Annotated in this window: 19 protein-coding genes; 18 read left to right on the forward strand and 1 reads right to left on the reverse strand. The window is 39.2% G+C overall.

Going from position 1 to position 25,596, the window contains the following annotated elements:
- The first annotated feature begins 60 nt into the window (after nt 1-60).
- From BMZ55_RS10330 to BMZ55_RS10370, 9 genes are all read left to right on the forward strand, one after another.
- Nucleotides 61-1,122 (forward strand): glycosyltransferase family 4 protein, encoded by a 1,062-nt coding sequence (locus BMZ55_RS10330; RefSeq protein ID WP_089820274.1) that lies wholly within the window; start codon nt 61-63, stop codon nt 1,120-1,122.
- A 6-nt stretch (nt 1,123-1,128) separates the two neighbouring features.
- Nucleotides 1,129-2,097: a polysaccharide deacetylase family protein gene (locus BMZ55_RS10335; RefSeq protein WP_089820275.1), complete on the forward strand. Its 969-nt coding sequence runs from the start codon at nt 1,129-1,131 to the stop codon at nt 2,095-2,097.
- Nucleotides 2,094-2,861 (forward strand): formyl transferase, encoded by a 768-nt coding sequence (locus BMZ55_RS10340; protein ID WP_089820276.1) that lies wholly within the window; start codon nt 2,094-2,096, stop codon nt 2,859-2,861. The genes BMZ55_RS10335 and BMZ55_RS10340 overlap by 4 nt, the downstream gene beginning before the upstream one ends.
- 99 nt (nt 2,862-2,960) lie before the next feature.
- Nucleotides 2,961-4,175, forward strand: a complete 1,215-nt coding sequence (locus BMZ55_RS10345) for a hypothetical protein (protein ID WP_089820277.1) — start codon at nt 2,961-2,963, stop codon at nt 4,173-4,175.
- Between the two features lie 545 nt (nt 4,176-4,720).
- A complete protein-coding gene (locus tag BMZ55_RS10350) occupies nt 4,721-5,791 on the forward strand; it encodes a hypothetical protein (protein WP_143068771.1) in 1,071 nt (356 codons plus the stop codon).
- Between the two features lie 73 nt (nt 5,792-5,864).
- On the forward strand, nt 5,865-7,013 hold the full coding sequence (locus BMZ55_RS10355; RefSeq protein ID WP_233701939.1) for a glycosyltransferase family 4 protein: 1,149 nt from the start codon (nt 5,865-5,867) through the stop codon (nt 7,011-7,013).
- Nucleotides 7,006-7,617: a sugar transferase gene (locus tag BMZ55_RS10360; RefSeq protein WP_089820279.1), complete on the forward strand. Its 612-nt coding sequence runs from the start codon at nt 7,006-7,008 to the stop codon at nt 7,615-7,617. The genes BMZ55_RS10355 and BMZ55_RS10360 overlap by 8 nt, the downstream gene beginning before the upstream one ends.
- A gap of 4 nt (nt 7,618-7,621) precedes the next feature.
- A complete protein-coding gene (locus tag BMZ55_RS10365) occupies nt 7,622-8,230 on the forward strand; it encodes an acetyltransferase (RefSeq protein ID WP_089820280.1) in 609 nt (202 codons plus the stop codon).
- 3 nt (nt 8,231-8,233) lie between these two features.
- Nucleotides 8,234-8,788: a sugar transferase gene (locus BMZ55_RS10370; protein WP_089820281.1), complete on the forward strand. Its 555-nt coding sequence runs from the start codon at nt 8,234-8,236 to the stop codon at nt 8,786-8,788.
- 83 nt (nt 8,789-8,871) lie between these two features.
- Here BMZ55_RS10370 and BMZ55_RS10375 read toward each other — a convergent pair whose 3' ends face one another.
- A complete protein-coding gene (locus tag BMZ55_RS10375) occupies nt 8,872-9,855 on the reverse strand; it encodes a lipoate--protein ligase (protein WP_089820352.1) in 984 nt (327 codons plus the stop codon).
- Between the two features lie 647 nt (nt 9,856-10,502).
- Between BMZ55_RS10375 and BMZ55_RS10380 the strand changes: the two genes are divergently transcribed.
- The 9 genes from BMZ55_RS10380 (at nt 10,503) to BMZ55_RS10420 (ending at nt 25,594) form a co-directional block, all read left to right on the forward strand.
- Nucleotides 10,503-13,139, forward strand: coding sequence for a T9SS type A sorting domain-containing protein (locus BMZ55_RS10380; protein WP_089820282.1), 2,637 nt, complete (start codon nt 10,503-10,505; stop codon nt 13,137-13,139).
- 283 nt (nt 13,140-13,422) lie between these two features.
- Complete coding sequence (locus BMZ55_RS10385; RefSeq protein WP_089820283.1) at nt 13,423-15,735, forward strand: T9SS type A sorting domain-containing protein; 2,313 nt, start codon at nt 13,423-13,425, stop codon at nt 15,733-15,735.
- Nucleotides 15,736-15,932: 197 nt separating this feature from the next.
- Nucleotides 15,933-16,271 carry a hypothetical protein gene (locus BMZ55_RS10390; RefSeq protein WP_089820284.1) on the forward strand — a complete coding sequence of 113 codons (339 nt, stop codon included), beginning with the start codon at nt 15,933-15,935 and terminating at the stop codon, nt 16,269-16,271.
- Between the two features lie 89 nt (nt 16,272-16,360).
- Nucleotides 16,361-17,491, forward strand: a complete 1,131-nt coding sequence (locus BMZ55_RS10395) for a DegT/DnrJ/EryC1/StrS family aminotransferase (RefSeq protein ID WP_089820285.1) — start codon at nt 16,361-16,363, stop codon at nt 17,489-17,491.
- A 112-nt stretch (nt 17,492-17,603) separates the two neighbouring features.
- Complete coding sequence (locus tag BMZ55_RS10400) at nt 17,604-19,541, forward strand: nucleoside-diphosphate sugar epimerase/dehydratase (RefSeq protein ID WP_089820286.1); 1,938 nt, start codon at nt 17,604-17,606, stop codon at nt 19,539-19,541.
- Nucleotides 19,542-19,670: 129 nt separating this feature from the next.
- Nucleotides 19,671-20,375 carry a polysaccharide biosynthesis/export family protein gene (locus BMZ55_RS10405; protein ID WP_233701940.1) on the forward strand — a complete coding sequence of 235 codons (705 nt, stop codon included), beginning with the start codon at nt 19,671-19,673 and terminating at the stop codon, nt 20,373-20,375.
- A gap of 3 nt (nt 20,376-20,378) precedes the next feature.
- On the forward strand, nt 20,379-22,745 hold the full coding sequence (locus BMZ55_RS10410; protein ID WP_089820288.1) for a GumC family protein: 2,367 nt from the start codon (nt 20,379-20,381) through the stop codon (nt 22,743-22,745).
- A gap of 266 nt (nt 22,746-23,011) precedes the next feature.
- A complete protein-coding gene (locus tag BMZ55_RS10415) occupies nt 23,012-24,463 on the forward strand; it encodes a flippase (protein ID WP_089820289.1) in 1,452 nt (483 codons plus the stop codon).
- Between the two features lie 36 nt (nt 24,464-24,499).
- Complete coding sequence (locus tag BMZ55_RS10420) at nt 24,500-25,594, forward strand: glycosyltransferase WbsX family protein (RefSeq protein ID WP_089820290.1); 1,095 nt, start codon at nt 24,500-24,502, stop codon at nt 25,592-25,594.
- Nucleotides 25,595-25,596 lie beyond the last annotated feature (2 nt).

A 25,596-nucleotide genomic window follows, 5' to 3' on the forward strand; every position in this document is an offset into this window, starting at 1 on the left:
TACTCAATTTTTCTTTACTTTTGCACACAAAAATATAATCACCGAAATCTTTCTTCCTTAATGAAAATTCTGTATTTCACCAAATATTCCCGCAACGCTGGCAGCAGCAGACTCCGCAGTTATCAGTATTTTCCTTACTTGGAAGAGGCGGGTTTTCGGGTGGAGGTGAGTCCGCTTTTTAGTGAGGCGTATTTGAAGCAGTTGTATAGTGGACAGTCCACGGCGCGAGAGGCTTTGAAAGGATATGTCAAAAGATTTTTTAAACTCTTTGCGGTGTTGTCTTATGACCGGGTGGTGATTGAAAAAGAGCTTTTTCCTTATTTGCCTGCATTTGCAGAAAGAATTTTATCTCTTTTAGGACTGCAATATGTGGTGGATTATGATGATGCTATCTTTCACAATTATGATCAAAATCCTAATATTGTGATTCGAAAAATTTTAGGAAATAAAATTAGAAAGGTAATGAAATATGCAAAACATGTTATTGCAGGTAATCAATATATTGCAGACTTTGCTATGATTTCAGGGGCAAAGAACATTACAATAATTCATACAAATCCTAACTTAAAGAAATATAATTTTATTGCTTTGGAGAAGCGTGGGCAAGATGAATGTGTTATTGGATGGATTGGGAATCAGTCTACGTATGATCGTTTTGTGAAACCACATAGGAATCTTTTGTTAAGAATTATGGAAGAAACAAAAGTTAATCTTTGTTTTATTGGTTGCCACGATGATAGCCTTGAAGGGGAAAGGGTTCGCTTTGTGAAATGGAGTGAGGAGTCAGAAGTATCCAGTTTGTCTAAACTCGATATTGGGATTATGCCTATACCTGATTCTCCATTTGAGAGAGGAAAATGCTCTTTTAAATTATTACAATATATGGCTTGTGGACTTCCTGTTATTGCTTCACCGGTGGGGATGAATACGCAGGTCGTTGAAAATGGTGTAAATGGTCTGCTTGCTTCCTCACATGACGAGTGGGTTGCTGCGATCCGACACCTGGCTGATAATCCGCTGGTGCGAAAGGAAATGGGGAAAAGGGGCAGGGAATATGTCACAGAAAATTTTCAGCTGGAGAAAAGTTTTAATAAATTGCTTGATGTAATATCGGCAGAATAAAAAAATATGAATAACGGTGTTTTTATTATATCTCTGGACTTCGAGTTAATGTGGGGCGTAAGGGATAAACGCACAATATCTGATTATGGTGATGCAATTTTAGGGGTGAGAGAAACCTTTGACAGACTGTTGCACCTTTTTTCTCTTTATAAGGTTGCGGTTACATTCTCAACGGTTGGGTTTTTATTTAACAGGGATAAGCAGGAATTTCTTGATTTTCCAAGTGAATTGCCGCAGTACCGGCAAAGTGAATTAAATCCATATCCCGTGATAGAAACTGCTGTTGGAACGGATGAAGGTCATGATCCGTATCATTATGCAGCATCTTTGATACAAAAAATTATAAAGGAAGGAAAACATGAAATAGGCACCCATACCTACTCCCATTTTTACTGCTTGGAGGATGGTGTAACGTCAGCACAATTTATCGCAGATATCAAAAAGGCAAAAGCAGTCGCATCCCATTATAACGTACAGCTGCAAAGTATAATATTTCCCCGTAATCAGTATAATACAGAGATACTGAATGCCTGCAGGAAGTTAGGGATTTTGGTGTATCGCGGAAATGAAGAAAGTGCAGCTTTTGCCAGTTCTAAAAACAAGGATCAAACCTGGACGATGCGTTTAATGCGGCTGATGGATTCCTACTTTAATGTTTTAGGACATCACACCTATCCTCTCCGTTCGGAAGGAATTTTAATAAATCTTCCGTCCAGCCGTTTTTTCCGAGCTTATAATCCAAGACTGAACTTTTTAGAAAGTCTGAAAATGAAAAGGATTATAAACTCCATGACTTATGCGGCCAGAAATAATCAAGTCTTTCATTTGTGGTGGCATCCCCATAATTTCGGACGAAATTCCAAAGAAAATTTTGCCCAATTGGAGACGATTTTAAAACACTATCAGTTTCTAAAAGATAAATATGGGTTTGAATCATTAACCATGCTTGAAGCAGCAAATAGGGTGCAGCCATGAAAATAGTAGTTTTATGTGGTCAGGGAGACAGTTCTCGTTACTTCTACCATGCGATGGCAGGAGATTTTGAAATCAGTAAAGTAATCATGGAGGAACCCGTGCCAAAAAGTGTACTGATAAGAAACCGGATAAAAAGGCTGGGATTACTTACGGTAATCGATCAGTTGTTGTTTCAGACTATTGTGACCAGGGTTTTGAAATTTGTGTATGCCGGAAGATTGCGAGAATTAAAAAAGGTTTATAGGTTAAATGATGCGCTGATTCCGGAGAATGTATTAATTAGCGTGCCCTCAGTTAACGATGCTGCGACACTTTCAATTTTAAGGGAGTTGCAGCCGGATATTGTTATCGTTAACGGGACCCGGATTATATCCCGCAAAGTTCTGAGGATTTTGAAGAATGCAAAGGTGGTCAATACCCATCTAGGCATAACACCGGAGTATCGGGGTGTTCATGGGGCCTACTGGGCGTTGGCGAATGCAGATGAAGAACATTGTGGTGTTACCGTTCACGAAGTGGATTCGGGAATTGATACAGGAAAAATCTACAGACAAAAAAAAATTGAAGTAGACCGCAATAAAGATTCATTTATTACTTATCCCCTGCATCAGTATTTTATTGGCATAGGTCTTCTAAAAGAGGTTATTGCGGATTTAAATTCAGGAAAAAGTGAGACATTCAGTAAAGTGTCGCCTGATTCAAAACTGTATTATCATCCGGGTTTTACATACTATATTAAAAATTTTTTAAAAGGACGGAAGTGATTTTGCATTAAAGCCACCAAGATGATTATTCGTTGGGCTTGTGCTACTACTTAATCTATAAAAGGCATGTAATTGCTTTCAAAATGAAGTTCGAAAAATATGGTTCTTGATCTCATTTATATACCGATTATTATTGTGTTAGGATTGGGTTTCATCAATCTTTTCAGCAGTCAGCTGACCGAAAGGGATCATCAGATGTTGCGTAAGCTTTTTTTCTTTCATCTCTTGCTTGGGACCTATTATTGTTTTTTTATTCAGGGTGACGCCATAGGATACTGGCGCGTTCCAAAAGCCTACACTTTTGATACTTTTAAGGAAGATTTATTTAATGGCGAGGGGACGATGTTTATGTACGCGTTTAATTTCATCTTTTCGAACCTGCTTAGCATGTCCTATCTCTCCAATACCCTGCTGTATTCCCTGTTTGGGTTTATGGGACTGACCTTTTTTTATATGGTTGTTGTCAAGACCGTTCCCTACAACAAGATGATCAATGGCTATATTCTGTTTCCGCTGATCTTCTTTCTTCCCAATCTCCATTTCTGGAGCGCCGGGGTGGGGAAGGACACCACGCTTTTTCTCTGCATCGGCATGTTCGCCTATGGCATCCTGAAACCGATCACGCGCATTCCGCTTCTGGTGCTGAGCATCCTGCTGGCCATGGCCATCCGGCCGCATATCGTGCTGTTCCTCATGGCAGGTTTTGGACTGGCCTATATTTTCGGCGGTAAAGTCTCGGTGTTTCAGCGGGTGCTTTTTTCCGGCGTCCTTATAGGAATTGGTTTGGCAATCCTGCCGTCCGTGATGGAGTTTGCGAAGATTGAAGAAGCCTCTGCAGAGGGATTTGATAAATTTGCTGCAGATAAAGCATCAGTACTTAGCCGTAAAAGTGTAGGGTCTGCCATCGATGTCAGTGCAATGCCTTTTCCTCTGAAAGTGCTTACCTTCTGGTTCCGGCCCTTTTTCTTTGATGTCCGCAACCTCAACGGGTTGATTGCCTCCATTGAAAACCTTATTTTCGTCATTGTCTTTGTAAAAGCCATGCGCACTAAGCCCATCACCGCTTTCAGAAAGGCTCCTTTTGTGATCAAAGGCCTGGTCTTCTTTCTCCTCTTCGGGTCCTTTGCCTTTTCACAGTCTTTGGGCAATGTGGGGATTATGATCCGCATGCGGAATATGTTCCTGCCCGGAATGCTGATCTACCTCATGTGGGTGTTTTCGTATCAGCAGCAGGTGGCGAAGGAGCAGATGCTGGCATACCGCGAGAAACTGAGGCAGAGGCTGAAGCCCAAAGAGCAACTGATGAAGGAATAACCACCCGCTTAAACCACCCATTGAACCACCCCGTCATCCGCTTTCGCGGCTGACACCCCTCCAAGGGAGGGGAATATGCGGTTTTTCTTTTTCTTAAGTGGATTTTGATAAGTCACTTTGGGTAGTTTTCGAGAGTGTCGTTTTATTATTTTCCGTGTTAAAAGGTAGTTTTCAGTAGAATTCCACCGTACAACCTTATCCGATTCTATATTAAACACCGGGATATTCCCCTCCTCTGGAGGGGTGTCCGTGTGCCTGCACACGGACAGGGTGGTTCATCTATTCGGGGAATAGATTGGGGTTTCGGGATATTTCCTCGTGAGACCACCCCGTCATCCGCTGGCGCGGCTGCCACCCCTCCGGAGGAGGGGAATATGCGGTTTTTCTTTTGTGAGGTGGATTTTACAAAAGGGAGAATTAGAAATCTTTCGGAAGGAGGGAATAGGCGGTTTTTCTTCTGTGAGCATGGACTATCAATAACTTCAGTTCATTTTTCCTGTGGAATGCTGTACTCCAAACAAAAATCTTCCTATTTTTACTGCGGCATGAAAATCCTCCACCGTATTTTTCCGTTTCTGTTGTTAGCGTACCATCTGATATTCGCCTGGGTAGGATACCAATACATCCTGACCCATCACGGGGATGCAGAACGGTATTGGTTTCTCTTACAGGACCTTTCAGGTTCTTCCTGGACTGATTTCCTGAAACCCGGTACTGATGTGGTGAAGTTGCTTACTTTTCCGCTCGTGAAGTTTTTTTATCTGCCGTTCTGGAGTGGATTCCTGCTCTTCAGTCTGATCAGTTTTGCCGGCGTGCTGATTCTTTACCGCAATTTGATGCGGATCGCGGTGGCTAACATAAAGCTGCAGTTTCTGATTTTTGTGCTGCTGCTGCTGCCAAATCTCCACTTCTGGACTTCCCTCATCGGTAAGGAAGCCTTGATTCTGATTCCGCTCACCGTCTTCTGCGCTGAAATCAACCGGAAAAGGTATTTCAGTTTACTGCTCATTATTTCAGTGTTGGCAGTCGCGGTCATACGCCCGCATGTGGCTTTTGTCTTAACCCTGAGTTACGTCCTGGCACTTTTGTTTACGTTTCCCCTTTCGTTAAAAAGAAAAGCATTATTATTGCTTGGGCTGGCATTGGTCACCAGTTTTTTTACTTGGCTGCTCACCCGCCTCCAGGATTTCAGCGGCGGATTTCAGCAGGTGCTTCAGAAATATGAAGCCCACATTAAATTTTTTAAAACGACAGAGGGGTATGTTCCCCTTGACGAATATCCGCTGCCTTATAAAATTTTCACCTTCTGGTTCCGGCCGCTGCCTTTCGAAAAGGAAGGGTTGATGTATGCGGTCATCAGTATTGAAAATACCATACTCCTTGTGCTTTTTGCCTGTGCTGCCTTTTATGTGGTAAAATACTTTCGCATTTTAAAAGATAGGATGCTCTTTGTGCTGCCTGGACTTTTTCTCTTTCTTTTTGCCCTGATGTACGTATACGCATATGCGAACTATGGCATTATCCTGCGCACCAAAATCATGGCGGCACCTTTTATTTACTTGTTAATTTTGGAGGTGTTCTCTATCCGCATCCCTAGAAAGGGTCAAAATCAATAAATTCTCAGAACTTCATTTTTCAAATGTTCTTATCTTTGTCAATATTTACCCCAACATCCTACATCATCACCTTTTGAAAAAACTCCTCCGCATTACCACCGTTCCGCTCTCACTGGATAAACTCCTCGGCAGGCAGCTCTCCTTTATGAATACGCATTTTGACGTGACTGCCGTGTCCGCAGACGCGCAGGAGCTAGCGCGTGTCGCAAAAAAATATGGCGTAAAGCATCATCATATTGAAATGACCCGTCAGATTTCGCCACTTCTGGATTTGAAAGCGCTCTGGCATTTTTACAGTTACTGTAAAACAGAAAAGCCTTTTATTGTGCATTCGCACACCCCCAAAGCGGGAATCGTCGGAATGCTCGGTGCTAAATTAGCCGGTGTGCCAAATCGTTTCCATACCGTGGCGGGATTACCACTTATGGAAGCCACTGGTCTTAAACGAACAGTCCTCAATTTTGTGGAGAAGCTCACTTACACTTGCGCGACCAAAGTTTATCCTAACTCGCGCGGACTGCATGACTTTATTCTTAAGGAAAAGTTTACGGGGTCTTCTAAACTGAAAGTACTGGGGGAGGGCAGCAGCAACGGCATCGACACCTCTTTTTTCAACCGCTCTCATGTTCCGGAAACACAATTGCAGGCACTACGACAGTCTTTAGGTCTACTGACTGACGATTTTGTTTTTATATTTGTCGGTCGCCTCGTGGGCGATAAAGGAATCAATGAGCTGGTGCAGGCTTTTAAGGAAACCAACCTGCCCAAAACAAAACTTCTGCTTGTAGGCCCTATGGAAACTGACCTGGATGCTTTACTTCCCGAAACATTAAAAGAAATCGAAAATAACAAATCAATTATCAGCGCAGGATATCAGGATGATGTCCGCCCTTATTTTGCCATCAGCGATGCCCTTGTCTTTCCGTCCTATCGTGAAGGATTTCCCAATGTCGTTTTACAGGCCGGCGCCATGCAACTTCCCGCGATAGTTTCGGATATTAACGGCTGCAATGAAATCATCATCGACGGAGAAAATGGCCTGATTGTGCCACCTAAAAATACCGAACAACTTCGGGCTGCCATGACAAGGTTAGTCGCTGACAAAAAGTTGTACATTGAATTAAAGGCTAAAACGCGAGACCGAATTGTTCAGAATTATGAGCAGTCGGTGGTCTGGCAGGCGATTTTAGAGGAATATAAAAAGGCAGAGCAGGATGTATAAAGACTTTTTTAAACGTATATTCGATTTTATAGCAGCCTTGCTGGGACTGCTCATTCTCAGTCCCATCTTTTTGTTTGTCATGACCGGTCTTTTTTTTGCAAATAAAGGCAAGCCTTTCTTTTTTCAGATTCGCCCCGGAAAAGATGAAAGACTTTTTAAGATCGTCAAGTTCAAAACCATGACTGATGAAAAAGATTCCAGCGGCAATTTATTAGCCGACGAAAAACGCCTGACCAAACTCGGTCAGTTTGTACGCAAAACATCCTTAGATGAAATTCCGCAACTTATCAATGTTTTGAAAGGTGATATGAGTCTTATCGGACCGCGCCCGTTGTTACCGCAATATCTGCCGCTTTATAATGCTTTTCAACGCCGTCGCCATGAGGTCCGTCCCGGAATTACCGGCTGGGCACAGGTCAACGGACGGAATGCTATTTCCTGGGAAGAAAAGTTTAATTTTGATGTCTGGTATGTGGAAAATGTCTCCTTTTTTCTCGATATAAAAATACTCTTTTTAACGGCGAAAAAAGTAGTGGTCCGAGAGGGGATTTCGGCTGCAGGTGAAGCGACCATCACTCCTTTTAAAGGTTCAAACATTGAGTGAAATTATGGAAAAGGTTATCATTATTGGCGGTGGCGGACATGCAAAAGTACTTATCGATTGCATTGAAAGCGAAAATAAGTTTGAGATCATTTCCGTGCTGGATGATAATCCGGATTTGCATGAAATCTTAAATTATAAGGTTCTGCGCCGTACCGAATTAAAATCTCAGAATAACGTAAAAATCATCTTGGGGATTGGTAATAATACTACCCGAAAAAGAATCGCAGAGGAATTATCAGCCGAGTATATTACAGCTGTTCATCCTTCCGCTATAATTTCGAAATATGCTAAAATAGGCAAGGGTACCGTAATTTTCGCCGGAGCCGTAGTGAACGCTGGTGCTGTAGTCGGCGATCATTGCATCATCAATACTGGGGCGATCATAGAACATGACTGCATTATCGAAGATTTTGTACATATCTCACCAAATGTCGCATTGAGCGGCGGCGTCAGGATTTGTAGCGGCACGCATGTCGGAATCGGGGCTAATGTTATCCAGAATATAAGTATAGGTTCCAATGTCACCATAGGCTCCGGCGCTGTCGTAATCGCCGATATACCAGATAACTGCACCGCTGTTGGCATTCCCGCAAAACCCATCAAATTCAACTAATCTTTGCTCCTAAAACGCCTCTTTGATCTTGTTTTTTCTCTCCTCGGACTTTTGGTTTTAAGTCCGGTTCTTTTTTTGATGGCCCTGCTTGCCGCGTGGGATACGAATTCAAATGGTTTTTTTATGCAGCAAAGGGTGGGGCAGCACGGTAGACTTTTCAAGATTTTTAAACTTCGAAGCATACACGCTAAAACGCACACAATTTCAGCTTTCGGTGAGTTTTTGCGGAAAACCAAGATCGATGAGCTGCCGCAGCTTTTTAATGTTCTGATCGGTGATATGAGTTTTGTAGGTCCGCGGCCGGATATTCCGGGTTATTATGATTTTTTGACGGGTGAAAAGCGCAAAATTTTAGAATTAAAACCGGGTCTGACTTCCGAAGCGAGCCTGAAATATTATGATGAAGATGCGCTATTAGCACAGCATGAAGATGCTTTGCGCTACAATGACACGATACTTTTTCCGGACAAAGTGCGCATGAATCTGGAATATTATTACAATCGCAGTTTTCTAGGTGATTTGAAAATTATCGCGAAAACTTTTTTCCGGCAATTTTAGCTCTTATTTTGGCAAATTTTTTCATTTCATCTTTTCCTTAAAAATGAAATGATGAAAGTATTTTACAATACAAAATGAAAATTTCACACAAACAACTCCCGGATTTCCTCCACCGTCACTTTACCGAAATATGCCGTTAAATCGACTGATTTTAGCAGATTTTCAATTTCAGAAATTTCATGCTTTTTGCCTATGAGCTGGCTTTCGAAATCTTCAATAGGATGCGAAGCGAAAAAATCACCGAAAATCTTGGCTTTTTCAATGATGCCGTGCACCACATCGAGGTGAATTTCAATAAATCCTGCCGGAATCTTAATGGCTTTTTGAAAATTATACTGCGGCGAAAAACCAAAATTCCAGTCCCAGGTCTCGTATTTTTCTTTTTGAAGTTTTTCAATTCCTGCAATATCTTCCGGCGTTAAAGTGTATTTTTCTGCCTGCGGATTGTTTTCCAGGATTTCTTCGCGCAACCAATCTTTCAATTGCTCGGTCGTGGTTTCTGCTGGTAAATAATCAATGAGGTTCGTCACGCGCGACCGCGTTGATTTTATGGCTTTATCGATGAATTTCAGTGGATTGACTTTCAGGGCGTCGGCTAAAACTTCCATTTCAGAGTCCAGCAAAATGGTGCCGTGCTGGATCATTTTTCCGTGTCTTGCAAGTTTCGCGTTGCCGCTGAATTTCTTGCCGTCCACCAGCAGATCGTTTCGCCCTTTCAGTTCTGCCGGCACACCCAACTTATTCAGCATGGTAAGAACGGGTTTTGTAAAAACCGAAAAATCGCCGAAATCATTCTGACCCAAAAGCGTGTGGAAAGAAAAATTCAGATTTCCCAAATCGTGATACACCGTGCCGCCGCCAGACATGCGCCGCACGACTTTAATTTCCTTTTCGCGTACATAATCGAGATTGATTTCCGCCAAGGTGTTCTGAAATTTTCCCACGATGATCGAAGGCGCGTTCACATAAAGCAGAAAAATATCTTCCGTGGGGAAATGCGTGAGCAGATATTCTTCGGAAGCAATGTTGAAATATGCATTGGTAGAAGGCGAGTCGATAAGCAGCATGGAAATATTTTTTTCCAAAATTACATGATTTGCGCCAAATTTTCTGAATGAAAAAAAACCTTGCTGTACCGCATAAAAATTTCCCGCTTTTCAAGCATTTTTTTTCAGTTTAGAATATTTAGTTTTCAGTAAAAATATCGTGCTTAATGGGCATTTTTTTCAGTTTTAAATTATTGAAGTTTCCCATTCGAAAAATATCCTGCTTAAAGGGTCTTTTTTTCTGGTATAATTTATTGAATCACCAATTTGAAAAAATATCGGGCTTTAAAGCCATTTTTTTTCAGTTTTAAATGATTGAAATCTGAATTGGAAAAATAACGTGCTTTAATTGCAAATTTTTCAGTTTTGTTTATAATTAAAGGTAATGAATTTGAATAGGTAAAATTTTGTTAGAAAGTGGTTCAAATTTTTAATATTATTTTTTATAAACCTATTGTGACATATGTATTTTATAATAGAATTAATGAATCATTATTTTTAGCGCATATTATACTACTCATAATATAGTATATGATCACAGATCTTTAATGTTAGAAAGGATTTAGTAATCTAAACATTTGTTTTAAAAAATTTTGATTATTAAAAAAAAAATTGTATGGAAATGAAACTTTTATTGATTATATTTGTTTTACACAAAAACAAATGTTATGAATACAAAATTTATTTTTCTAAAAGATTTTCCTTGTTGGAATATTTTTTTTCTCTCTTTCGTTTTCACGCTATTTTATTCGCTTATTCCTGGACAAAATATTGGTGATTACCGTTCCAAAATTCAACCTGCGCAACCACCACTTGTAAATTATTTGTGGACTTCACCTTCAACATGGCAGGTGTATACGACTACAGGTTGGCAAGATGCGATAATAGGGCAATATCCTGGCGCACTAACTGCTCCTGGTATAAATCCAACAACAACATATACCGTAACAATAAGTGCGGGTACCACGGTAACTAATGCAACTCCAAAATCAATAAATTTTGGGAATTTAATTGTAAACGGAACAATTATGTTAAATGCGGAATTACTGCTTCCAAGCACTTTAAATCTGATTATTTCCGGCGCAGAAGCAAAGATTGTTTATACGACTAATCCTTTAACTATGAGTATTAAATCTGATGGAAATCTTGCCGTTTTAAACGGCTCTGTAGGGTTAACAGTGCCTGAACCTTATGGCACTAACTGCAACGGTTCGCAGAGATTTAATATTGGTGAAACAATATATGCTACATGTTCTGGGCAAGGGCAAGGGGGTCGTACATTTAGAATGATCACAGACCAAGCTGGAACTTCTACTGCTAAACCTAAGGCAGATTTTTATACAATTTGTACAGGGATGCCAGTAAATATTACTGGAGGACCCAACGGTATGAAATCTTACCACTGGATTGTGCCACAATCAGGAGTTATTTTTAATTCTTCGCCGGGAACTGGTGTAAATTCTCAAAATCTAGGTTCTGTTACTTTTACAGCCGCTGGAACATATATTTTTTCTTTGCGGGTTACTGAACAAAATGATAATATAAGTAATTATGCATCAATTGCGATAGATGTTAATAAAGTTCGTACTTATACTGGAACTGCCTGGGATGGTGGGACTATACTTCCGAAATTTGAATCCATTGTCATTAATGATAATTATATAATTCCAACATCCATGGATGTCTGCAATTGTACCATCAATGCAGGAAAAGCCTTAACGGTTAATGGTGGTAATCATCTTAATGTAAGTAATAATGTGAACAATAATGGAACTTTATTCATTTTGCCTACCAATGCCTACGTAGATGTTAAAAATAATGTTACCAATACAGGTGTAATTGATGTGGAAGCAACTAGTTATTTAAAAATTAACAACAATCTTATAAATAATGGGACAGGAACAGGAATAACCATTAAAAATGATGCGAATTTAATTCAGGTACTGGATGCCGGAACTTATTCGGGAAATACTAATTTCACCGTTAATCGCGATGCCACGATGTCTAAAAACAATTATGCCTACTGGAGTAGCCCAGTTATAGCCCAAACACTTGTGGGTTTCTCCCCGAATACGGCAACCAGTAGATTTTATGAATATATTACCGCCACAGATCAGTTTGGAACAGTTGTTAAAACAACGACTTTCAATTTGGGAAATGGGTATGCGATTATGGCGCCAAGTGACTTTACCACGACCAAAGTTGCTTTTAAAGGTATTTTCAAAGGAGCGCCAAACACTGGAAGTGTTACAAGTTTTAAGAGTCTTTCTAATGATGGGAATGGTTATAATTTAGTTGGAAATCCTTATCCCTCCAATATCGATTTTGATCTATTATTTGCTCTAAATAGTGACCGAATAAATCAAGTGGCATATTTCTGGACAAACGTAGACCCTTACAGAAAAGGAACGACCGGTGGCGACCCTGCATATGCTGGCAACGGTTATGCGATTTACAACGGAGTCGGCGGTGTAGCTGCGACATCTCCAGATGGTGGGCCAGGAATGGTATCACCCGTACCAACGAAATTTATTAAATTGGGTCAAGGATTTATCGTAAAAGCAACTGCTGCATTACCGCTTATATTCAGGAACTCGATCCGCGTTACAACTGCTACCAATTTCTTCAGCAAAATGGCCGCGAAAGATCGTTTTTGGTTGAAGTTAAAAACGCCGGCGGAAAATGTGAACACGATTTTAATAGGCTATGTACAAAATGCAACCAATGGTTTTGAATGGGATTATGATTCACCACTATTTGCTATAGGTTCTGATTCGTTCTACAGTATTCTGGATGACGAGAAGTTGGGAATTCAGGGTCGTGCCTATCCATTAGACACGAAAGATGTAGTAATGCTGGGAACCAAGCATTTTGAAACCGGGAAATACACGATCAGTCTAAGCGAAAAAGAAGGAGTTTTTGCAGGTGAACAAGGTATTTACCTGAAAGATAAAGATGCCAAAACATTGACCAACCTGAGTGAAGGTGATTATATATTTACGGCTTCCGCAGGTGAATATACAAACCGTTTCGAAATTGTATATTCAGCCACAGCTCTGGGAGTGGGCGCTGATGTTAAAAAAGGAGTGCAGGTGTACCGTGATGGTGGTGACTTTGTCATGAAATCTACGGGGAAAAGCATTACTTCTTATGAACTGTATGATATGAGCGGCAGAATGATTATGAATCAGAAATCGAATGCGCAAGAAATTCGTTTCGGTGCAGATCAGTTGTTAAAAGGGACTTATCTCCTGAATGTGCAGCTGGAAGGTGGTGAGCGTGTTGTAAGAAAGATCATCAAATAATTAGTTTTTTAATAATTTAAGAAAGGATGGGCAATAGCTCATCCTTTTTTTAATGGTATTATATTGCGAATTTTTAAAGACACTACGTTACTGTAATTGCAAATGTTGCTATATTATGGAAAAGAAGAGCTTTACGTAGAAGTTATATCTATTTATTAAAGTATGAAAACCACTATGTTAAAAATTTTAATATTTAAAAAAAAGATGTACTTTTGCTGCTTATAATTTTAAAAAACCAAATGTACGACCTTCAACCGTAAAGTCGTTTTAATAAATTGCAATTATGATTAAAAAACAACTATTTTCTATTGTTCCCCTTTTTTTGGGGATTCTGACATTTTCGCAGACTACAACTAGTGCAGGCTGCTTTACAGAATCAGTATCGAAAGTATATTTAAATAATTTCGAAGGTGGAATTCAAAATTTACCTACGACACCGACAGATTATAAAGTAGTCTCAGGATGGAGTAAAAATGCTAATAATGTAAATAGCCTTGATCTTCGTTTGTTCGCGAAAGGAGGTAATAATACAGATTTTCCATTATATTCGTCTGACGTCAGTTCATGGTATATAAATAATGGCTCCAAAACAGTAAGTTTCGGACCTCTTAATGTGTCTAATGCCACAGCTAGGAAAATATCTTTTAATCTTGCAGCATTCGGCTCGACAGAAAAAACCTTATTTACTAATGCAGATCAGGTGACGCTTGAAGTCCGTAAGCCTGGTACTACTACTTGGTCAAGTGAGGTAGTAATTAAAGGAAACGGTGTTTCTGATAACGACGGTTCGCGATATCACTTTTCCATTGGAGCCACGGCAACAGAAACCTATGATGGAGATAATGTACCATTAATAAAAATAGGTAATTTTAATTTGATTGAATTGTCTCTCCCAAATAGCACCAATTTTAATAATCTAGATTTTAGAATTACAGCTATAAATACCTCTAGTGAAAAATATTGGCTGATTGATAATGTGAAGGTCACAGGCAGTTTTATAGAGCCGGTTACTAAAACATATACTTCAGCGGGCTGGATTAATGCAGCGGGCGTTTCGACAACAGCTCCAACCATTAATGAAAAAGCTATTATTGCTGGAGTGTTTACAGGAGATCTTACGGCTTGCGAGTGTGAAGTACAATCTACTGGATCTGTTGTAGTAGGTGCAGGAAAGATCGTCAAGCTAAATCATAAATTGGTAAATAATGGTTCTTTTACAGTTGAAAGCGATGGTAACTTTATTCAAGTTGATAATAACGCTGCAAACTCCGGCAACATTGTGGTGAAGCGTAATTCACCAATGCAGAAGAATGATTACACGTACTGGAGCAGTCCGGTAATAGGTCAGGAATTGAAAGGTTTTTCGCCGAAGACAAACAGTACAAGATTTTATAAATATGATGAGGCGAAGAATTTATTTGTAACAGTTCCTTCTGTTGGAGTTAATTTTGTTCCCGCTCGCGGATATGCCATTATGGCACCATCAGATTATACGACTACATTACAAACCTTTGAAGGAGTATTTACAGGAATTCCGAATAATGGCGTTGTCACTTCTCCGGTCACCTATAGTGGGTCTGTAGATCAGGGCTACAATTTGGTGGGAAATCCTTATTCCTCAAATATTGATTTTGAGCAGTTGTATACATTAAATGCAGATACGATCGAAAAAAGTGCCTACTTCTGGACAAATGTTGATCGAAACAGGCAGGGTTCTACCAATGGAAATTCAAATTATTCTGGTAATGCTTATGCGATCTATAACGGAACGGGCGGAATTCCGGCTACAAATGGTGGGGCAAAACCTACCCAATTCATCAAAGTAGGTCAGGGTTTTATTGTTAAGGCAAAGAAGGCGATTGATTTAGTATTTAACAATTCAGTTAGAAATGGAAAAGATGAAAGTATTTTCTTCAGCAAAAATGCGACCTCTGCTAAAGACCGTTTTTGGATGACTTTAACAAGTCCTTCCAACAATGTAAACACGGTGTTAATTGGATATATTCCAAATGCGACAAACGACTTTGAGTTGGATTTTGATGCACCTTTATTAAAAATTGGTTCAGATTCTTTTTATTCCATTTTAGGAGAAGAAAAGTTAGGAATTCAAGGTAGAAGCTATCCTCTAAATAAAGAAGATGTTATTGCTATCGGAACTACGCATTTCGAAACTGGTGTGTACACAATTGGTTTAGATGACAAAGAAGGAACGTTTGCAAAAGGTCAAAACATTTACCTGAGAGATAAAGAAACTAAAATTATAACAAACCTTATTGATGGGAACTACACTTTTAAAGCCAGTGCAGGTGAATATTCAAACAGGTTTGAAATCGTATTCACGGCAACTGCTTTAGGAGTTGGTTCAGCTGTGAAAGCAGAAACTCAGTTGTATAGAGAAGGACAGTATTTTGTGCTAGTCTCGACTAAAAAAATCACAGGATTTGAATTGTATGATATGAGTGGTAGAATAATTATCACCCAGAAGCCTGATGTAAAAGAAATTCGTTTCAATGCTGATGCTTTGTTAAATGGTACTTATATTTTGAATGCTCAATTAGAAGGTGGTGGACGTTTTTCTAAAAAGCTTTTAAAATAATTATTTACTTAATTAATAAAAAGGATGAGTGAAAGCTCATCCTTTTTTTATTGGAAAAAAAGGAGACGTAGATTTATTCTGATATAGTATTTAAAAATATACTGCTTATCGATACCAACTCATCTACAAAAAATTTACAAAATATTAATTAATCCATTCCGAATTAAATAAATGTTATATCTTTGTAAAAATATAAAATGATGCGTAGTATACTTGTAATTTTCTCTCTATTTTTATCAGTTTGGTGTTTCGCTCAGGATAGTGCAAATCCCTTTGCAGGTGAAAATACCAACAATAACTCGTCAAATAGATATTCTAATCCCAAAAGTTTGGGAAATGGTAGCGATAAATCTAACAAACCAGAACTTCCGTCTACAGCAAGTGAAAAAGCTGCTGCCGCAGTCCAGCGTGGTGGTCCTGTGGATCCGCCAAATCCAGTACCTGTAGATGATTATATTCCAGTCTTAGTGGTTATCGCCCTTGGGATTATCGTTTATCAAAAAAGATTGGTAAAAACTCCCCAATCTAAGATTTAAAAAAGGTCTAATTTATAGACCTGAATTTTATGTACCTTATCTTATAATTCGTGTACCGAATTTAAGCCTTCCTCAGGCAATTCTATAAAATGAAAGAAAAAATCTGGCTGTCGTCTCCCCATATGGGAGGACGGGAAATGAAATATATACAAGACGCTTTCGCTGAGAATTGGATCGCGCCGCTCGGGCCTAATGTTAATGGTTTGGAAAATGATCTTGAGAAATTTTTAGGTCAAGATCTTCATGTCGCAGCACTCAGTTCCGGAACTGCTGCACTCCATTTATCACTTATTCTTTTGGGAGTTGAACCAGGCGATTACGTAATATGTCAAAGCTTAACGTTTTCCGCTTCAGCTAACCCTATTGCTTATATCGGTGCAAAGCCAATTTTCGTGGATAGTGAAAAAGAGACGTGGAATCTTTGTCCGAACGCCGTTGAAGAAGCAATAAGATTTGGCATCGCCGAAGGCAAAAAGCCGAAAGCGATCATCGCAGTTGCTTTGTATGGCATTTCTTATAAAGTTGATGAAATTACCGCACTCTCAAAAAAATATGACATTCCTGTAATTGAAGACAGCGCCGAAGCACTTGGTAGTATGTATAAAAATCAGAAATGTGGTACCTTTGGTGATTTAGGGGTACTCAGTTTTAATGGAAATAAAATTATAACTACCTCCGGTGGTGGCGCATTGACCTTAAAGGATAGGGAATTTAAAAAGAAAGCAGTCTTTCTCTCCACCCAGGCAAAAGATGATGCCCCACATTACGAGCATACGAGTATTGGGTACAACTACCGCATGAGTAACATCTGTGCCGGCATCGGGCGAGGCCAAATGGAGGTTTTAGGAGAAAGGGTTGCGCAACGCCGTGCCATGCATGCCTTTTATAAGGATCTTTTCAAAGATAATCCTCACGTTACACTGCACGAAGAGCCAAACGAAGATTATTTCGCGAACTATTGGCTGAGCGTTGTACAAATCAATCCGACTTCGCCGGTAACGGTCGCGGAAATGATGCACCGCTTCCAGCAGGAAAATATTGAAACCCGCCCCATTTGGAAGCCGATGCACTTACAGCCGATATTTCATGATGAAGCCTATTTTGGGGGTCAGTTAGCCGAAAAATTATTTAATAATGGTCTGTGTTTACCTTCCGGGTCTAACTTAAATGACGCGGACCGAAATAGGATAGCACAAGTTGTTCATCAAATATTTGCTTAAATCTCCCAATTTAATTTACTTATATAGAATTGCCAAAAAACACATTAATAACCAAAGCTTCTCACTGATCAAAAAAACGACCAGGTTTTAAAATTTTTAATTGTTTTTCTTAATGAGCATTCGTAAACGCATTCACGACAAAATATACAGCGGAGACAACTTAGTAAACATTTCTGATATCAGGTATTTACCCCGCTGGGTAATTCTTGTTCTGGACGTCTGCATTTTAGCGGTAGCCATATATTTTTCGTGCTATATAATTGAACGACTTACTTTTGGGGCAGAAGACGTCTTCTATAATGATGTACATATGTACCTGCTCATTATTTCTATTGCCGTCTTTTTTATGTTTACGTTTCGCACCTATGCGGGAATTATTCGGCACTCTACTTTTATAGATTTATTTAAGCTTTTTTTAGCTATTTTTTCCACCACGCTTGTAGTAGGTTTGGTTACTTTCGGCTATTTTCTCCTGGAAGGGCAGCGGCTCATCTATATGTCTATTCCGTTTCTTGTACTTTTTTCCGCAAGTTCTTTTATCCTGCTATTTCTTTTCAGATTATCAGTTAAAGAATTCTTTCATATCGTTCGGGAGTTTCGTCGTAGCAGTACGAAGAAACGAATCCTCGTGCTTGGCATCAGCGAACAGTCTGTTGCAATTGCACGTGCAGTTCTGGACAATCCAAACCTTCCGTACCAAATTGCGGGTTTTGTCACACAACGTACCGATTCCAAAAGAGCAAGCCTTTTGGGAAAACCAATTTACAGCCGTGACCTCATCGAAAACAGCACAAAACAAGCATTAGTTATCGATGGTATTTTGCTGATGAAAGAAATGCTCAGTAAAGTGGAAATGAATTCCTGGGTAAATTTGTTTTTAGAAAAGGATCTTCAAATTTTTAAAGCGCCGACTTTACAAAAGCTCCGAAACAATGAAGACGGAAATTTAAAAGCGCTTCAAATTGAAGATTTACTGAACCGTAAACCGATAAAAATTGAAAACGAAGATGTAAAAAAACGACATTTCGGAAAAACAATTTTGGTAACAGGTGGCGCCGGTTCCATCGGTACTGAAATTGTGCGTCAGGTTGCGTTGTTTGAACCTGAACTGATCGTAGTTCTCGACCAGGCAGAAACTCCTTTGTATGAAATTGAGCTGGAAATGCGCGAAACCTATCCGATGCTTGCTTTCAAATTCGTATTAGCGGATATTTCGAATAAGCACCGCATAGAACCATTGTTTCAGAAATACCATTTTTCAATGGTTTATCACGCGGCGGCGTATAAACATGTTCCGTTGATTGAAGAGAATCCGCACGAAGCGATCTTGGTAAATATATTAGGAACAAAAAACCTTTGTACTTTAGCTTCGCAGTACAAGGTGAACCGTTTTGTAATGGTTTCCACCGACAAAGCGGTAAAGCCAACTAACGTGATGGGAGCCAGCAAACGTACTGCAGAGTTGCTGGTACAGGCACTTCAGAATACGAAAAACAACGAAACTAAATTTATTACCACCAGATTTGGTAATGTTTTAGGATCGAACGGGTCGGTGATCCCACATTTTAAAAGGCAAATTGAAAACGGTGGTCCTGTTACAATCACACATCCCGAAATCGTGCGTTATTTTATGACGATTCCTGAAGCTTGCGATTTGGTTTTACAGGCTGGAACGATGGGTCAGGGTGGTGAAATTTTCGTTTTCGACATGGGTGAACCTGTAAAAATCATCGATTTAGCAACCAGAATGATCAAGCTTTCCGGCTATGAGCCAAATATTGACATTAAAATTATTTACACAGGTTTACGACCGGGCGAAAAACTTTATGAAGAACTGTTAAGCGACGACGCGAAGACAATGCCGACGCATCACGAAAAAATCATGATTTCCAAAGATCCGACAATGGAATTTGCCACGATTGACCGATTTTCAAACCAAATTATCCGCGCTACAATGCGTAGAGAAAAAGTGGAGGTTGTACAAATTTTAAAAGACATTGTGCCAGACTATAAAAGCAATAATTCAATTTACGAAGTATTGGACAAGTAATTTAGAATTGTATATTTGCATAAATTGGTAAATTTAATGATGAACAGGAAATTTTGGTTGCTATTTAGCGGTATTTTACTCTTTTTACATTCATGCAAAACAAGGGATAAAGCAGATGGTCTGAATTATATGCAGAACGCAGAACAGATTGCTACTGCTGCTGCATCTTCGCAACTTAACACTGTTCAAAAAGGTGATCAACTGGTTATTTTTGTGACAGCGAAAAATATGGAGGTGGTAAAACCTTTCAACCAGGCTTATTATTCCTCGCAAAATTCTATTTCTACGACACCTTCAAGCTCAAATTCTACCGAAAAAACCTATCTGGTTAATTCCGAAGGAGATATTGATTTTCCGATTCTCGGCACCATCAATACCACAAATAAAACTTTGGAAGAGGTAAAAAACGATCTTACGCAGCGAATCACTGCATACGTTAAAAATCCGACTGTAACGGTACGTTTGGCAAACTTCAAGGTTACTGTACTTGGAGAGGTAACCCGCCCTGGACAATACTCGCTGCCGGAAGTAAATCCTACTTTGTTAAGCGCCATTGGTATTGCAGGTGATCTTACCATGTACGGTAAGCGAGAAGATGTTTTAATTGTTCGGAACGTAGATGGCCAACCGACAAAAGAAAGAGTGAATTTATTAGATGCTAATTTTGTTAATTCTCCTTATTTTTATTTAAAACAAGGCGACGTAATTTATGTTTCTTCCAATGAAACAAAAGCAAAAATTGCACGTCAGGACCCGAACACAAGCATCTATCTTGCGGTAGCAGGTACACTCATCGGCCTTGCAGGTATTTTCATTACGATTTTCAAAAAATAAATAATGAGTCAGAGCACAAACCCCGACGTGGATGCTTCGGATGATATCAACATTAATGAACTTATAAAGCCTTATACGCGGCGCTGGCCCTGGTTTTTGCTTTCTGTACTTCTGATGGTTTTAGTGACATATATTTACCTGAAAATCACAGAACCGTCTTACCAAATAGAATCTACAGTTCTTATAAAAGATGCCAAAAAATCCCCTTCGAGCGGGATGGGTGCGCTTGCCGACCTTTCCGCATTCGGAAATATGGCAACCAACAGCATTGAAAACGAAATTGAAGTTTTCAAATCAAAAAAACTTTTGAAGGATGCATTGTCGCGTTTAGGTTTACAAACCACACTTTTTGCTGAAAAAAACTTCCGGAAAACTGAATTATATGGTGAAACTGCGCCCATAATCATTCAGGTAATTAACGAAAAAGAGTATGAAAAGCCGGTAAAAAATCCGGTTGAAATAGTTTTGGATGGTGATAAAATAACCTTGAATTCACCCGAATTTTCGGCGCCAATTGTTACAACTTATAACCGGACAATCAGTTTGCCGTATGCCAATATTTTAATTCGGAAAAATATGGCCGCAGAGCCGTCAAAAATTAAAGATTTGGGTCAGATATATTTTACCTACGAAACTTTGGAAGCGGCGGTAAACAAGTTTCAGGAAAATATGATGGTTGATTTAGTTGACAAAGATGCGACTGTCATTGGATTATCGATGAAATATCCTGTAAAGGAAAAAGCGAAAAATCTGCTCAATAAGCTCATAGAATCTTATAACAACGACGCGACAAACGATAAAAATTCCGAGTCTAAAAAAACGAAGGACTTTATTGATGACCGTATTGCGATCATCGCGAATGAATTAGGCGATGTTGAGTCTCAAAAAGAAAATTTCAAACGTGCGAATAACATTACGGATATTCCAACCGAAGCTTCCTTAAACCTGGAAACTTCCGCAAAAGGCCGTCAGAAACTTTTAGAAGCAGAAACGGAATTAAGTCTGACTAACGATCTGATTTCTTATATGTCGAGATTGGGAAGTAACCAAACTTTGCCATCAAGCGTCGGCTTGAGCAACCCAACGGCTTCTGTGAACATTAATGCTTATAACCAGTTGATTTTAGAGCGCAACAGTCTTTTGGAAAACGCTACGCCGCAAAACCCGGTGATTGGTGATCTCACGAAGCAAATTAATAATCTGCGCGCTTCTGTAATGGACGCTTTGGTGAAATCGCGCACAGGATTGCAAACTTCCATTAATGAAATTCAGGCGGAGCAAAATTCCATTTCCGCAAAGATTTCGAAAGTACCGGCGCAGGAAAAAATGTTTCGAAGTATTGAAAGACAGCAGCAAATAAAGGAAAATCTCTATTTAATTCTTTTAGAAAAAAGGGAAGAAACAGCCATAAATCTAGCAATGACTGCGCCTAAAGCCCGGGTCCTGGACGCGGCGTATGCTTCTGAAAAACCGGTTGCTCCGAAAAAAATGCTGTTTTTAGGTGGTGCAGTAGCACTTGGTCTTTTACTTCCGTTCGCATTTATTTATGTCAAAGAACTTTTGGATAATAAGATCCGCTCGAAACACGACCTTGAAAAACTTTCTTCAACGCCTGTGGTGGGTGAATTGCCACGCGTTTTAAAAGGCCAGAGCGAAATTGTACAATTGAACGATCTTTCGCCGATGTCGGAAGCTTTCAGAATTCTTATTACCAATATGAATTTTATGCTGCCGAAAAAAGAAAAGGGAAAAGTGGTTTTTGTTACTTCCACCATTAAAGGTGAAGGTAAAACTTTTGCCTCGGTGAATCTTGCTTTAACATTGGCATCATCGCGAAATAAAGTGGTGATTATCGGTGCAGACATCCGAAATCCACAGCTTCAAAGATATAACCCAGAAAGAAAAGGATTGGACGGCTTAACCGAATTTCTTTACAATCCCGACGAAAAGATAGAGGACATCATTCACGTGTCTACGTTTAATCCGCATTTGGATATAATTTATTCCGGAAGTATTCCACCGAATCCGACTGAATTATTATCGAACGGCCGTTACGAAGATCTCGTTGATCAGCTGAAACCTCACTACGATTACATCATTATCGACACCGCACCGTTGATGCTTGTTACCGATACCTTACTCTCCGCGGACATGGCTGATGCTACAATTTATGTAACACGCTCTGGCTTTACCGAAAAACCACTGATTGATTTCGCCAATAAGCAAATTGCCACGAAAAAAATCAGAAACGTTGGTTTTGTTTTAAATGACGTTGATAAAAACCATTTCGGCTACGGCAACAAGTACGGTTATGGTTACCAGGCGGAAGAGCAAGGATGGTGGTTGAAATTAAAAAGTTGGTTTGAATAAAGGAAAAAATAAAATCATCAGTCACAGAGTGATACTTCGGTTTTAATAGCTGATTCTTTGACGATACGTCACTATGATAATATTTGATATATAAGAGCAGTAGAGATGGATTGTAGGCAATTTATTACATGAGAACTTACAATGCATTCTGCAAGAGAAGCACACTTACGAGATCAAAAAAAGTTTACAAGGATAATGTTACCATCATCATGGACCAGGAGGAAATGTATGGAAAAGGCGGTTGACCAAAAGGAAGAAGTACAGTGATGAGCATTAAGAAAAACTTTTTTTATAATGCTATTTTGTCGGTTAGCCAACTGGTTTTACCGTTGGTCACGTTTCCTTATGTAACAAGAGTCCTATTGCCAAAGGGATTAGGCGATGTGAACTTTGTTGACAGCATTGTACAATATTTGATGGTAGTAGCAGCATTGGGAATTCCGTTGTATGGTACACGGGAAATTGCAAGGGCTAGAAACTCACCGGAAAGACTTCATCAGATTTTTAGCGAACTATTAATATTACACGTTTTATTGTCTTTTGGCTTGGCTTTATTATTTCTCGTAGTGGGGTTTAATATTAAACCTCTTCGCGATGAGTTTACCTTGTGCATGATTGGTTCAGGACTGATCCTCTCCAATTCGTTTGTTATTACCTGGTTTTATTCTGGTTTAGAAGAGTTTGCTTATATTACTAAAGTTAATTTGATTATTCGAATATTAAGTGTTATAGCTGTTTTTATTTTTATAAAGGTGCCTGAAGACAAAAATTTATATTATGGTGTTTCGCTAGCAACAGTTGTCACGACAGCAGGCATTAATTTTTATTACGCCAGAAATTTTGTGGTATTACGTCTAAACAAGTTTTCCCTTAAAAAGTATTTTAAGCCGCTTTTGATGCTGTTTTCGCTGTCAATTTTTACAAATGCGTACGTTCTTCTAGATTCTGTAATTTTAGGTTTTTTAAAAAACACCATAGAAGTTGGTTATTATACAGTGTCAATGCGGATTAGCAAATTACCTATTTCCTTAATTTCGTCGCTAACAATTGTGTTAATTCCTGCCTTAAGCAGTATCGGGGTAAATAATCAGCAAACCGCATCAATTATAAATAAGTCGTTTTCTTTCACATACCTCTTTTGTATTCCTATTGCATTAGGATTGTTTACATTGTCACCTGAACTGGTACATGTTTTCGCCGGTACAGATTTTTTAGCATCAATCGACTCATTAAGGATACTATCATTTATTATAATTCCAATCGGAACCGCTCTTGTTTGTTATCAGGTACTACTCCCTTTAAACAAAGAGCGGCTTATGATAAGTACAGCTATTGTTGGACTATGTACTAGCTTAGGTTTAAATTTCCTACTTGTACCATTGTTTGAAAGTTCAGGCAGCGCAACCGCCAGTTTGATAACTGAAATTGTAGTTGCAGCCCTGCTTTTGTATTACAGCAAAAAAATAACGAGAATTTTTCTACCTTATAGAACACTTGCACATGCTTTTCTGACCTCTTTGTCATTTATCGCTGTGCGCTGGATTGTACTGCATATTTCAGACCGTCCAATTAGTGTCATTATATTGACGGTAATCTTCAGCAGTGTTATCTATTTATTGACAATGATTTTTCTTTTTAAAAATGAATTTTTAAAAAACAATGTCTACCAAGTTGTCCGAAAAGCATCTACCTTCGTGAACAGTCGTCATAAAAGTTAAGTTTAAGCCTTTGGTTTATCGCCAATAAATGAATTCATGAAACAAAACAATATTAAAACGTTTGCATTTTACCTGCCACAATATCACCCTATCAAAGAAAACAATAAATGGTGGGGGGAGGGATTTACCGAATGGACTAATGTGGGTAAAGCGCAAAAATATTACAAAGGTCATTACCAGCCAAAAGTACCAGCTGATTTAGGATATTACGATTTGCGAGTGGAAGAGACTAGGTTATTGCAGGCAGAGATGGCGCAAAAATATGGGATTGACGGCTTTTGTTATTACCACTATTGGTTTAGTGGCCAGCAGCTTTTGGAGAGTCCATTTAACGAGGTGCTAGAGTCAGGTTTGCCTGATTTCCCGTTTATGCTTTGCTGGGCCAATGAAAGTTGGCACTCGAAGTTTTGGAAAAATGACGGAACTGTCGAAAAGAGGGTCTTAATTGAGCAAAAGTATGACGATAAAGATGACGTCATTAATCATTTTAATTATGTATTAAAAGCATTTCTAGATCCGAGATATATCAGAATTGACGGTAAACCTGCTTTTTTAATATATTTACCTGATGATTTTCACGATGTGACTAATTTTCTGAACCAATGGCAAAAATTAGCCCGAGAAAATGGTTTGGAAGGTATATTTTTTATTGCTCAAACTTCGTTACCGGAATTGCACTACAAGAAGTTTAAGATGCAGGGTTTTGATGCCGTTAACACCACCAGATTGCGTGATGTTTTGGAGAATAGAAGCCGTGCGGCTCGAATGGTAAACCGCGTAAGACGGTCCATTTTAAATCAGCCTATTGTAGTTGATTACGAGCAGGCTACCTCAGGTTTTGTACAACAGTTAGAATACCGACCCGATGTGTTTCCGTCTGCTTTTCCTAACTGGGACCATACGCCAAGAAGTGGAAGAGCGGGACTGGTATTACAAAATTCAAATCCAAAGAAATTTGGAAAACATCTTCAGCAGATTTTTGAATGTATAAGTCAAAAACCCTTGGACAGACAAATATGTTTTATTAAGTCCTGGAATGAATGGGGTGAGGGTAATTACATGGAGCCGGATCTAAAATTCGGAAGAGGGTATTTAGAAGAGTTTTTAAGAATAAAGAAAATGTTTAGCTAAGT

The organism is Kaistella treverensis (assembly GCF_900114045.1).
Lineage (GTDB): Bacteria > Bacteroidota > Bacteroidia > Flavobacteriales > Weeksellaceae > Kaistella > Kaistella treverensis.